13 protein-coding genes and 1 rRNA gene are annotated in these 12,198 nt (G+C 56.5%); 10 read left to right on the forward strand and 4 right to left on the reverse strand.

The features are described 5' to 3' along the window. Positions 1 to 78: 78 nt before the first annotated feature. The 5 genes from rrf to F7R06_RS27540 all read left to right on the forward strand — a co-directional run bounded on the left by rrf (position 79) and on the right by F7R06_RS27540 (position 5,753). Positions 79 to 194: ribosomal RNA gene (rrf, locus tag F7R06_RS27520) — 5S ribosomal RNA — on the forward strand. A gap of 373 nt (positions 195 to 567) precedes the next feature. Continuing rightward, positions 568 to 2,172, forward strand: coding sequence for a tetratricopeptide repeat-containing response regulator (locus tag F7R06_RS27525; RefSeq protein ID WP_090324564.1), 1,605 nt, complete (start codon positions 568 to 570; stop codon positions 2,170 to 2,172). Further along, positions 2,169 to 2,861 (forward strand): sensor histidine kinase, encoded by a 693-nt coding sequence (locus tag F7R06_RS27530; RefSeq protein WP_090324562.1) that lies wholly within the window; start codon positions 2,169 to 2,171, stop codon positions 2,859 to 2,861. Before F7R06_RS27525 ends, F7R06_RS27530 begins: the two co-directional genes overlap by 4 nt. Positions 2,862 to 3,077: 216 nt before the next feature. Next, complete coding sequence (locus tag F7R06_RS27535) at positions 3,078 to 4,319, forward strand: glutamine synthetase family protein (RefSeq protein ID WP_174552503.1); 1,242 nt, start codon at positions 3,078 to 3,080, stop codon at positions 4,317 to 4,319. A 69-nt stretch (positions 4,320 to 4,388) separates the two neighbouring features. Next, a complete protein-coding gene (locus tag F7R06_RS27540) occupies positions 4,389 to 5,753 on the forward strand; it encodes an MFS transporter (RefSeq protein WP_090324559.1) in 1,365 nt (454 codons plus the stop codon). A gap of 64 nt (positions 5,754 to 5,817) precedes the next feature. Here the strand turns inward: F7R06_RS27540 and F7R06_RS27545 are convergent, their stop codons facing one another. The 4 genes from F7R06_RS27545 to flgA form a co-directional block, all read right to left on the reverse strand. Further along, complete coding sequence (locus F7R06_RS27545) at positions 5,818 to 6,564, reverse strand: flagellar brake protein (RefSeq protein ID WP_090324558.1); 747 nt, start codon at positions 6,562 to 6,564, stop codon at positions 5,818 to 5,820. Between the two features lie 92 nt (positions 6,565 to 6,656). Then, positions 6,657 to 7,124, reverse strand: a complete 468-nt coding sequence (locus F7R06_RS27550; protein WP_090324556.1) for a flagella synthesis protein FlgN — start codon at positions 7,122 to 7,124, stop codon at positions 6,657 to 6,659. A 49-nt stretch (positions 7,125 to 7,173) separates the two neighbouring features. Further along, positions 7,174 to 7,500, reverse strand: coding sequence for a flagellar biosynthesis anti-sigma factor FlgM (flgM, locus tag F7R06_RS27555; protein WP_090324555.1), 327 nt, complete (start codon positions 7,498 to 7,500; stop codon positions 7,174 to 7,176). A gap of 164 nt (positions 7,501 to 7,664) precedes the next feature. Further along, positions 7,665 to 8,426: a flagellar basal body P-ring formation chaperone FlgA gene (gene flgA, locus F7R06_RS27560; protein ID WP_090324553.1), complete on the reverse strand. Its 762-nt coding sequence runs from the start codon at positions 8,424 to 8,426 to the stop codon at positions 7,665 to 7,667. Between the two features lie 83 nt (positions 8,427 to 8,509). Here flgA and F7R06_RS27565 point away from each other — a divergent pair, with 83 nt between their 5' ends. The 5 genes from F7R06_RS27565 (at position 8,510) to flgD (ending at position 12,178) form a co-directional block, all read left to right on the forward strand. Then, positions 8,510 to 9,442, forward strand: coding sequence for a chemotaxis protein CheV (locus F7R06_RS27565; protein WP_090324552.1), 933 nt, complete (start codon positions 8,510 to 8,512; stop codon positions 9,440 to 9,442). A gap of 46 nt (positions 9,443 to 9,488) precedes the next feature. After that, positions 9,489 to 10,316 carry a protein-glutamate O-methyltransferase CheR gene (gene cheR, locus F7R06_RS27570; protein ID WP_090324550.1) on the forward strand — a complete coding sequence of 276 codons (828 nt, stop codon included), beginning with the start codon at positions 9,489 to 9,491 and terminating at the stop codon, positions 10,314 to 10,316. Between the two features lie 269 nt (positions 10,317 to 10,585). After that, a complete protein-coding gene (gene flgB, locus F7R06_RS27575) occupies positions 10,586 to 10,993 on the forward strand; it encodes a flagellar basal body rod protein FlgB (RefSeq protein ID WP_090324548.1) in 408 nt (135 codons plus the stop codon). Positions 10,994 to 10,996: 3 nt separating this feature from the next. Further along, entirely contained in the window at positions 10,997 to 11,440 is a 444-nt protein-coding gene (gene flgC / locus F7R06_RS27580) for a flagellar basal body rod protein FlgC (protein WP_034146132.1), read from the forward strand. A gap of 15 nt (positions 11,441 to 11,455) precedes the next feature. Then, positions 11,456 to 12,178: a flagellar hook assembly protein FlgD gene (gene flgD, locus F7R06_RS27585; protein WP_090324547.1), complete on the forward strand. Its 723-nt coding sequence runs from the start codon at positions 11,456 to 11,458 to the stop codon at positions 12,176 to 12,178. Positions 12,179 to 12,198: the final 20 nt, after the last annotated feature.

Below are 12,198 nucleotides of genomic sequence, written 5' to 3' on the forward strand. Positions count from 1 at the left end.
CGAAAGTTCGCACAAACACACAAACTATCGCATACCCAATTTGCTGAAGCGTCGAAAGACGGTTCGGTACCCGAATTTCTTGACGACCATAGAGCATTGGAACCACCTGATCCCATCCCGAACTCAGAAGTGAAACGATGCATCGCCGATGGTAGTGTGGGGTTTCCCCATGTGAGAGTAGGTCATCGTCAAGATTAAATTCCGAAACCCCTATCTGCGTATGCAGGTAGGGGTTTTGTTTTTGCGCGCCGGAAAGTGCCGTGATGGGCAGAGAGCGCCTGACGGTTGTGCCAGATTCCCGAGGCATTGCATTAGAAGCCTGTTTCGTAACGAAAAAGGGCAATTACCCTCCCGCCGCTTCAAGAGAATGGCACCACTGGCCGATAACTCAATTGGGCGCAGTGAGCTTGATTTCTCGCCATCTCTTTTCGTCGCTTCGTTCTGAGAAAATCGCTTGCTAGATAATGGCTACTCGCTATCATCTGCGCGCCGAAAACGGCATTGAGTCTGCTCTTGTTTGCGTATTGGCCTTGTGGTTTTTCTTCTTAAATTGCCTGGAAATCTTCGATGCTGTCGTATCACCAAAAGAGCTTTTTGATCGTCGATGATTTTTCGGATTTCCGCAGTTCGGTCAGATCCATGTTGCGGGAGTTGGGTGTCAAGGATGTGGACACTGCTGATACGGGTGAGCAGGCGCTGCGTATGTGTTCGCAGAAGTCCTACCATTTCATCCTCCAGGATTTTCACCTCGGAGATGGCAAGAAGAACGGCCAACAGGTACTCGAAGACCTGATGATCGAAAAGCTGATCAGCCATGAAAGTGTATTCGTCATGGTCACCGCTGAAACCAGCCAGGCAATGGTACTCAGCGCCCTGGAGCATGAGCCCGATGCTTACCTGACCAAGCCTTTCAACCGCTCTGGCCTAGCTCAGCGCCTGGAGCGACTGGAGCAGCGCAAAACCTTGCTCAAGCCGATCCTTCAAGCCCTTGATCGTGGCAAGCCGGTTGAAGTCCTCAACGCCTGCATTGCCCTGTGCAAGCAAGACATCCGTTACTCGCCACTGTGTCTGCGCTATCGGGCTGATGCGCTGCGTGACCTCAATCAGAATGAGGCGCTGGAGCGACTCTACGACAGCATCATTGCAGATCGACCTTTGCCTTGGGCCTTTGCCGGCTTAGGTCAATTGCTGTTCAAGCGGGGTCAGGTTGCGCAAGCTAAAGGCGTCTACGAAAAAGCACTGAAAGTGTTCCCGATGATGCCGGCGCTTTACGACGGGATGGCGGATGTGCTGGTCGCTGAAGGTGATACCAAGGCCGCGCAGGCGGTGTTGGAAGAAGCGATTCGCTTGTCGCCACTGGCGGTGCGCCGACAAGCGCAGTTGGGCAAGTTGGCGATGACCAACGAAGATTTTGACACAGCCTCCAAAGCCTATCGTCAGGCTGTCAGCCAAGGAGCGCAGTCACGTTTCAAGGATGCGGAAAGCAACCTTGGGCTGGCCCATGCCTTGATCAGCAAAGGCAGTGAAAAGGGCCTGGATACGCGAACTCGCCTGGAGATCAATACGACACTGAGCGCTGTGGCCAAGGAAAATCCGTCCGACCCCGGTCTGCAAATTCGTGCGCGGTTAATGAAGGCTACCAGTCTTCTGCTCAACGACGGCGAAACTGCTGAAAAGCTTACTGAACAAGCAATGATGCGCCTTGAAGGCATGGAGCAATTCATGAGCGCGGAAGCTGCACTTCTGGTAGCCAAGCAACTACAGATGCTCGGACAACCCAGCGCAGGCGCCTCCATGTTGAAAAACTGTGCGGAAATCTATGGTGACGATCCAACCGTCATGAAGGGCATCGCCAAGCTGACCGACGATCCGGCTATCCTCAACTCCGGTAACGCCGCTGCCGACCTCAACCGTCAAGGCGTACGCGTGTACAAGACCGGTAATCTGGTCGAGGCCCGGGAAGTGTTCCGCAAAGCCCTGGCGCTACAGCCGAAAAACATCAGTATCGCGTTGAACCTGGCGCAGGCATTGCTGCATGGCACTGATACCAACGTGCCATCTGCCGAGCTCGAAGAATGTCGGACCTGCCTGAAAATGGTTGGTTTGATGCCTGACACCGATACCCGTTATCCGCGTTATAAGAAGCTTAAAAGCAAGGCGTTTGGCGAATGAACGACAACCAGCAGGCGTTGGATTTTTCTACGGTGATTGCTTCCACCGTACATGACATGAAGAACTCGTTGGCGATGCTGATGCAGGCCCATAGCCAATGGTTGGCGAATCTGCCCGGCACGGCCCGTCATTCTGCGGAGCAGGGCGTGATCGAGTTCGAGTTCGCTCATCTCAACGGCATGCTGGTGCAGTTGCTCGGGCTGTACAAGTTGGGTGTCAATCAAATGCCCCTGCAACCGGCCTACCATGAACTGGATGACTTCATCGAGGCACAATTAGCCTGTCATCAGGACGTGTTCGCCAGTCGTGGTATTGCCGCTTCTTTTGAGGTCGATCCGCTGAGCCCTCTGGGTTTCTTCGATCGAGAGTTGATTGCATCGGTATTGGCCAACAGCATCAACAACGCCATTCGTTATGCCCGGCATGCGCTGTTGATCACGGTCAGTGACGAGGCCGGGCAATTGGTACTGACCATCAACGATGACGGCGAAGGTTATCCGACCGAGATGATCGAGCGGCAGGCGGAATACATGCAGGGCATCAATCAAAGTAGTGGTAGCACGGGCCTGGGTCTTTACTTTGCGGGCCGGATCGCGGCCTTGCATCAGCGAAACGGCATCGGCGGGCATACCAGAATCAGCAACGGCGGCCCGTTGGGGGGAGGCGTGTTCAGTCTTTACTTGCCCTGATCTTGCCGCTTGGGCACGCAGCTTTTTGTTTGGCGCTGCTTGATATTCCGAACGCGCGGAGCCTATTTTGTACGGGTCGCCGTTCACGGCTCGCATAAAAACAAGGATTGCGTCATGACAACGGATGACCTGAGGTCACTCGCGCAACGATTGACGGGTATTGATGAGATTGAATGTGTCACGCCGGATTTGAATGGTGTGCCGCGGGGCAAGGTGATGACCGCCGAGGGATTCCTCGAAGGTCGGCGTTTGCAGATGGCGCGGGGTGTCTTGCTGCAATGCATCATGGGAGGTTATCCACCAGCACGTTTTTACGGAAGCGATGACGGCGACCTCGCGCTGGTTGCTGATCCTGCGCAGATTCACCGTTTGCCGTGGAGCAAGCAACCACGCGCATTTGCCATTTGCGATGCAGTCGAACTGACCGGCACTGGCTCCAATCTTTCGACTCGCGGTCAACTCAAATCAGTGATCGCGCGTTACTCCGCCCTTGGTCTGGCACCCGTTGTGGCAACCGAACTGGAGTTCTTTGTCTTCGCCCCCAATACCGACCCGACTCAGCCTTTCCAGCCGCCGAGGGGGCTGGATGGACGTCGCGAGGACGGTCATTCAGCGTTCAGTGTCAGTTCCAATAACGGCTTGCGACCCTTCTTCAGTGAGGTCTACGAATGCATGGCGGCTTTGGGGCTGCCGCGCGATACCTTCATGCATGAAATGGGCGTCAGCCAGTTCGAGATCAATTTGCTGCACGGCGATCCGCTGCTATTGGCCGACCAGACCTTCCTGTTCAAGCATTTGCTGAAAGAAGTGGCGCTCAAACACGGCCTCACGGTTGTCTGCATGGCCAAGCCGTTGGCGCACACGCCAGGCAGTTCGATGCATATTCACCAGAGCATCGTTGATATGGATAGCGGACGTAACGTATTCAGTGGCGAAGACGATCAACCGACGGCGACCTTCCATCATTTCATCGCCGGACAGCAGATCTGCATGGCCGATTTCACTGCGCTGTTTGCACCGAACGTGAACTCGTATCAGCGCTTGTTCCATCCCTTCGCATCACCGAATAATGCCTGTTGGTCCTATGACAACCGGGCGGCAGGCTTGCGTATTCCGGCCAGTTCGCCGGTCGCTCGTCGGGTCGAGAATCGCTTGCCGGGGGCTGATGCCAACCCTTATCTGGCAATTGCCGCAAGCCTGGCGGCGGGACTCTATGGCATTGAACGACAACTGGAACCGAGCGATCCGATCCAGGGCGAATTTGAAGTGCCAGACAATCTTTCGTTACCCTGTACCTTGCATGCAGCTCTGGTGCGTCTGAAACGTAGCCAATTGGCGAAGGAACTGTTCGGCTCGGAGTTCATCGAAGGCTACATTGCTTCGAAGACCCTGGAGCTGACCAGCTTCCATGATGAAATTACTCCCTGGGAAAGGCGTGTTCTAGCGGCCCAGGCCTGACGAAATGTCGACATCGGGCTATCGTTTGGATAGCCCGTTTCTCACTGCAAGGAGCCGCTCGGAACGCCGATGCGCCAAATCTGGAAATCCTTTCGAGCGCTTTATTTCGCCTCGCTGATGATGTTGATCGGTTCAGGCTTGTTGAGTACTTACCTGGCGTTGCGCCTGGCTGCCGACCATGTCGATAGCCTTTGGGTCGGTGCGTTGATGGCCGCCAACTATTTCGGTCTTGTGCTGGGTGGCAAGATCGGCCATCGACTGATCGCCCGGGTTGGTCATATTCGAGCTTATTCGGCCTGTGCCGGGATCGTTGGCGCGGCAGTGCTGGGCCATGGCCTGGTGAACTGGTTGCCTGCCTGGCTTTTCCTGCGGGTGATCGTCGGCCTTGGCATGATGTGCCAATACATGGTCATCGAGAGTTGGCTCAACGAACAGGCCGACACCAAGCAGCGCGGGATGGTGTTCAGCGGCTACATGATTGCTTCGTATCTGGGGTTGGTGCTTGGACAACTGATTCTGGTCATGCACCCAGGACTGGGGCTCGAGCTGCTGATGTTGGTCGCTCTATGTTTTACCTTGTGTCTGGTGCCGGTGGCCTTGACCCGACGCATTCACCCGGCTCCGTTGCATCCGGCACCGATGGAGCCTCGGTTTTTTATCAAGCGGGTGCCGCAGTCGTTGAGTACGGTGTTGGGAGCGGGGCTGATCGTCGGCTCATTTTATGGCTTGGCACCGCTGTATGCCTCGCAGCAGGGGTTGTCCACCGAACAGGTCGGTCTGTTCATGGGTAGCTGTATCTTTGCCGGGTTGCTGGTGCAGTGGCCTCTGGGGTGGTTGTCCGATCGCTATGACCGGGCGCTGTTGATCCGCAGTTTCGCTTTCAGTCTGGCGCTGGCCGCTTTGCCGCTGGCGATCATGGAGCGGGTGCCGCTGGAGGTGTTGTTTATCGCCGGTTTTCTCTGCTCATTGGTTCAGTTCTGTCTGTATCCGTTGGCCGTGGCATTTTCCAATGACCACATCGAGGGGGATCGTCGGGTATCGCTGACTGCGATGTTACTGGTGACCTACGGGGTTGGTGCCAGCATCGGACCGTTGGTTGCCGGGGTGTTGATGAAGTTGTTCGGCAGCCAGATGCTTTACGCATTCTTCAGCTTTTTTGCGTTGGTCCTGGTGTGGCGAATTCGTCCGAAAGCGGTGACCAACCTGCACCAGGTGGAAGATGCGCCGCTGCACCACGTTGCCATGCCGGACAGTATGTCGAGCTCGCCACTGGTGGCTGCACTCGATCCGCGGGTGGATGAGCAGATGGTGCAGGAACAGATGCAGAACCCGATACCTTCCGAACCGGAGTCTGCATCGGAGCCTGAAGCAGATACGCCTCCGGAGCAGCCGGACACGGGCAGCGAAAAAAGTTTCACCGAGGCCAGGCCATAACATTGAGGCAAAAAAAACGGGCAGTCACCGCAAGGGACTGCCCGCTTTTATTCAGACTTCTGTCTCAGAAGTCATCTTTGTCGAAGCGCCGCGCTTCGCGTTGCAGCTGATAGACGAACCGCTCGACCTGCCGTTGCACCAATCCGCTCATGTTATGGAAGCGCACACCGGCGAAGGTAGTGGAGATCTTTTCTTCAAAGTGCAAGTAACGCAACTCGACCGGGGCCATCATCTTGCCAAAAGGCAGGGCGGCCACGAAGCGGTCATAGACTTGACCCAATTGCAGGCTGCCAGAGATGTCGCCAGAGAAGCGTAGCTTGCAACCGGTAGCCGAGATGTCTAGCAACTTGCCGCTGATCGGTGCCTTGAGTTTCTCGCCATCCAGGTCGACGTCGACCAATTGTGCCAGTTTCAACGCAGCGCGGAACGCATTGCGGCGCTGATGGTAGACCACTTCATCGGGCAGTGCGCCGCGATAGCAACGAGTGCCGCCGGATTCGTCGATGGTCAGCGGACCGTTGCTTTCCCAGGCAATACGCACGCCTTCGTGGAAGCCTTCGACCTTGAAGGGTTCGCCGGCCAACAAGTAACGTTCGCCGTCTCGGGGAATCATTTCGTCCAGGGCAATCATCTTGCTTTCACGATCAACGTCCACCAGATAGCTCTGGAAGCGCTGGCTGCGCTCATGAAACGTAATGATCAGCGGGTCATGACTTTCTTGCAGCTGGCGCAGGTTGCTGGAGATTTCCAGAGGCGTGCTAAGCACCTTGGGTGGCTGCGGAGCATCATCCGCATTTAAGGCATTGGACACGGTTAATCAATCTCCAGACAAGTTTTGACTACGGCTAGCCAGCATTTTGCCAGCATGTTTCGCGTCTTGATAGAGCGTGCTCATCGACAAGCTTAAGCCTGACTGAGCGGGCGCGGTTTCACAAGCTTGGAGAATGATCCGCTGGCATCGTAGAGCGCAGGAGGTTCGCCGCCGGTAAGAATTTTCAGCTGGGTAGCCGTAGCGGCTTGCTGTATCAGGATCGACTGACCGTTGCTGGCATTGGTGGTCTGGCACTGAGCCAGGAGGTTGGTCAGCACGTCGCTCTGCTCCAGCAACTGTTCGCCAATGCTCGAATGGCTGGCCAGTTGCTCCAGCCCGCTACGGTTGGTTGGCAAGTTGAGGCTGGCGAGAATTTCGCTGCGCTTGCGGCCATGCTGTTCGAGCAAAATGATCAATGCCTGTTTCTGTGCCAGAACGTTTTCGAGCAGGGGCATGTCGCGACCATGCAGGGCGAGGGACTCGGTCTGCAGTAACTCCAGCAATTGTTGCGCTGGAGCAAAATCGTCGGTGATCAGTTGCAGTAAATTAGTGTCGTGCATGGCTGGCCTTGGTTTTTAAGCGTCCAAAAGCCTGGCGCAGGCCGTGGGCCTAGCGCTGGGCTTCGAAGTTGAGCAGTTTGCTGGCTACACGGTTGCTGTCGACTTTGTAGCTGCCATCGGCAATCGCTGCTTTCAACGCGGCCACGCGGGCGTTGTCGACGACAGGCTGATCGCGCAGCGTATCAGTGACCTTTTGCAACTGTTGAGCCTCATTGCTGAGATGTACCGATTCCCCGCTCTTAACGGTGCTGGCCCGTTCGGCCGGGGTATTCAGCGCTGCGGACTTGCCGGCGTCGGCCGTTTCCTTGCTCGCGCTGGTACGTGTACTGCCCGTAAGTGATGAGGAGCTGTTCAAACGGCTGAAATCGATGACCATGATAAAAAACCTCTGGGAATTTGGACGCTTGCCCTGTTTTCGGCCATCCCCTGCAAAACTTTAGGCCCATTTATCCGGGAGCTTGCGCGCGTCGGCGCTTGCCCCGCATGGAGCACAGTTTAGGGAACAGCCTCAGGAAGCGCCATCTTCATGAACAGGGAGCCCTACATGGCTACTTCCACCTGCCCCGGCGCGGTGACCTGAGCCTTGATGACCCGCTGCGAGTTGAGGTTCTTGACCCGGATCTGTTCATTCAAGCCACCGTTGGCCAGCGCTTCGCCTGGCATTCGCACGCTGAGCGTACCACTGCGCGCGGTAATCACCACCTGATCGCCCTTGCGAACGACTTCCGCTTGCTCCATGTGCACCAGGGTAATGACCTGGTCGGCGACCATTGGTCGGGTAAGTTTTTGGCCGATCGCCTGATCCACCGAGGTCAAATAGCCCTGGTTGATCAGGCTGATATCGCGCTCACGCAATGTCACGTCTCCAGGCTCGACAATGCCGGCGCGGCGCAGGGGGCGGGTGGTGGTCACAACGTCACGAAACAGGCGTACTTGAGCGGGTACGAAGACGGTCCAGGGGGATGCTCCCTCACACCGGACCTTGACCGTTACCCGGCCCAGTGGCTTGGCCGGACTCTCCAGCGAGGCTGTCAATTCCTTGTCGCACATCGGCATGCGCATGCGCGGATCGAGCTGGTTAACCTGGATTTCATAGCGACCTTCCGTTTGACTGGTGGCCAGATAGTCTTCTACGGTGAACTCAAGAAAGCCTTGGGTGACGCCGATAAGCATGTCAGGCAAGGTAACCGGGTCAGCAAGGGCAGGGCTGCCAGCGTTGAACAGGCACACAGTCGCCAGCACGCCGAGTAATCTGCGGTAGGGTGTGGTAAGGCGTCGAAAAAATGTCGGTTCTCTGTTCATAGAGAGATAAAAAGCAAGCGCCGTGCCGTTTAGAGATGAATGTGCGTCGCAACAACACTTAGCGTTGGTGTAGGAGTCTGGGCATGGCTGGTGTAATGGATTCGGTAAACCAGCGCACGCAACTGGTAGGGCAGAATCGCCTTGAGCTGTTGTTGTTCCGTCTTGACGGCCAGCAGCTCTATGGGATCAACGTGTTCAAGGTCCGGGAGGTGCTGCAATGCCCCCAACTGACACTGATGCCCAAGTCCAGTCCTGTCGTGTGCGGCGTGGCGAATATTCGGGGGGCGACCATTCCGATCCTTGATCTGGCGATGGCGACCGGCTCCGGGGGCTTGAAAGACAAGAACAACCCTTTCGTGATCATCACGGAGTACAACACCAAGACCCAGGGGTTCCTGGTGCGCTCGGTGGAACGCATTGTGAACATGAACTGGGAGGAGATTCATCCGCCACCCAAGGGCACCGGCCGCGATCACTACCTGACGGCCGTGACTCGCGTCGACAATCAACTTGTCGAAATCATCGACGTCGAGAAAGTGCTGGCGGAAGTGGCGCCGACACCGGAAGCGATTTCGGTTGGTGTGGTGGATGTCGAAACCCAGCACAAGGCGCTCTCTCTGCGTGTGTTGACAGTCGATGATTCGTCGGTGGCACGCAAACAGGTCACGCGCTGCTTGCAAACGGTTGGCGTCGAAGTGGTGGCGTTGAACGACGGTCGGCAAGCGCTGGATTACCTGCGCAAACTGGTCGACGAGGGCAAGAAGCCGGAGGAAGAGTTCCTGATGATGATTTCCGACATCGAGATGCCGGAGATGGACGGATACACCCTGACGGCGGAAATCCGCAACGACCCTCGCATGCAAAAGCTACATATCATCCTGCATACTTCGTTGTCGGGTGTGTTCAATCAGGCGATGGTCAAGAAAGTCGGTGCCGATGACTTCCTCGCCAAATTCCGTCCTGATGACCTGGCATCCCGGGTAGTCGACCGGATCAAAGCAGCAGACATTAGCTAGGGGCGTTCGGCCCCCGGCAGTCAACACGATTTAAGAGGCGGCAGCATTGTCAACGGGTAATTTGGATTTCGAACAGTTCCGGGTATTCCTGGAAAAAGCCTGTGGCATTTTGCTCGGTGAAAACAAGCAGTATCTGGTATCGAGCCGTCTCAACAAACTGATGGAGCAGCAGGGTATCAAGTCGTTGGGTGAGCTTGTCCAGCGCATGCAGACCCAGCCGCGCAGCGGTTTGCGCGAGCAGGTGGTCGACGCCATGACCACCAACGAAACCCTGTGGTTTCGTGATACCTACCCCTTTGAAGTCTTGAAGAACAAGGTACTGCCCGAAGCGATCAAGGCCAGTCCCGGCCAGCGTTTGCGCATCTGGTCGGCGGCATGCTCGTCGGGTCAGGAGCCGTATTCGCTTTCGATGTCCATTGATGAGTTCGAGCGGGCCAACATGGGACAGTTGAGGATGGGGGTGCAAATCGTTGCCACCGATCTTTCCGGCACCATGCTGACCAACTGCAAGACCGGCGAGTACGACAGCCTGGCCATTGGTCGCGGTCTGTCGCCCGAGCGACTGCAGCGATATTTCGACCCGAAAGGGCCGGGGCGCTGGGTCATCAAGACACCGATCAAGAGTCGGGTGGAGTTTCGTTCGTTCAATCTGCTGGACAGCTACGCCAGCCTGGGCAAGTTCGATATCGTGTTCTGCCGCAACGTCCTGATCTACTTCTCTGCCGAAGTGAAGAAGGACATCCTGTTGCGTATTCACAGCACGTTGAAGCCTGGCGGTTATCTGTTCCTTGGTGCTTCAGAAGCGCTGAACGGATTGCCGGATCATTACCAGATGGTCCAGTGCAGCCCTGGGATCATTTATCAGGCGAAGTGATTTTGTCGGCGTCATCAAAACGGGAGTCCTTATGGGGCTCCCGTTTTTTTGTGCCTGGCGAAACCGCGCCAGGAGTTGGCAAGTGGTGTACTCGGGATTGGATGCCAGGCGGCAGAAAAGCGGCATCCGGCGGAAACCCGTTGCCGCTTTTCTGGCATTGCCGCCTAGCCTCTGCCCGCAAAGCCCCGGTTTACGGGGTTTTTTTGACTTGGCATGACGCTTGCTATGTCCATCGTACGAAAAATCAGGTCACCCGAAGGTTTCCCGACATGAGCATCAGCTTCGATAAAGCGCTCGGTATTCACGAACAGGCACTGGGCTTTCGCGCCCAGCGCGCTGAAGTCCTGGCCAACAACATTGCCAACGCCGACACCCCGAACTACAAGGCCCGGGATCTGGATTTCTCCAAAGTGCTCGCGGCACAGAGCGAGAAAAACCAAAACGGCACCATCGCCTTGAACATGACCAACAGCCGTCATATCGAAGCGCAAGGGCTGGGCAATGGTGACGAATCGCTGATGTACCGCACGCCGATGCAGCCGTCGATTGACCAGAACACTGTGGACGCCCAGCTGGAACAGTCGAACTACGCGGAAAACGCGATTGGCTTCCAGGCCAGCTTCACCCTGCTCAACAGTAAATTCAAAGGGCTGGTGTCAGCCCTGCGTGGAGAGTAAGCCATGTCTCTATCCAGTGTTTTCAACATTGCCGGTAGCGGCATGAGTGCGCAGACCACTCGCTTGAACACCGTCGCTTCGAACATTGCCAACGCCGAAACCGTCTCGTCGAGCATCGACCAGACCTACCGCGCGCGTCACCCGGTATTCGCCACCATGTTCCAGGGCGGTCAGAGCGGCGGCAGCGATTCGTTGTTCCAGAACCAGGACGCTGCCGGTCAAGGCGTGCAGGTCATGGGCGTGGTCGAAGACCAGAGCAACCTCGAGGCGCGCTACGAGCCGAACCATCCGGCCGCCGACGCCAAGGGCTACGTCTATTACCCGAACGTCAACGTGGTGGAAGAGATGGCGGACATGATTTCCGCGAGCCGCTCGTTCCAGACCAACGCCGAAATGATGAACACGGCCAAAACCATGATGCAGAAAGTCCTGACCCTCGGTCAGTGATAAGGGGCGATTCAGATGAGTGTTAGCGATACCACCAGCAGTTTGAGCCTCAACGACATCCTGGCCAATTCCTCGATCAAGACCAGTACCACGAAGGACGGTCTGGCTTCGGCAACCAGCAGTGCCACGGGCAACCAAGCCTTGGGCAAGGACGCGTTCCTGCAATTGCTGGTAACGCAGCTGAAAAACCAGAACCCGCTGGAGCCGCAGGACAACGGCGCGTTCGTGGCACAGTTGGCGCAGTTCAGTAGCCTGGAAGGCATCAACAACCTCAACACCACAGTGAGTGGCCTTGCCAGCAACTACAACTCGTCGCAAGCCCTGCAGGCTTCCTCGCTGGTGGGGCGTTCGGTCATCGCACCGAGCGATAAGGCTGTGGTCGACACCACCAAGAGCCTCAGCGGTACGGTCGTCGTTCCGTCTTCGGTCGCCGACGTCAGCCTGAAAATTACCAATACCGATGGCAAGACCGTACGCACCATCGACATGGGGTCTCAGAGCGCGGGCAATGCCAGCTTCATCTGGGACGGCAAGGACGATTCCGGTGTAACGGTTCCTGCGGGCACTTATAGCTTTGGGGCTGCGAGCACGATCGACGGCCAGTCCGTATCGCTTGTCACCAATCTGCCCGCCACGGTCAACAGTGTGACCATCAGTCAGACCGGCGGTGAGTTGATGCTCAATCTGGCCGGGCTGGGCAGCGTCGCCCTGTCCAAAGTACAAACCATTGGTATGTAAAGCCGACTAACCCGGCACAA

This window comes from Pseudomonas moorei (assembly GCF_008801475.1).
In the GTDB taxonomy this organism is placed as follows: Bacteria; Pseudomonadota; Gammaproteobacteria; order Pseudomonadales; family Pseudomonadaceae; genus Aquipseudomonas; species Aquipseudomonas moorei.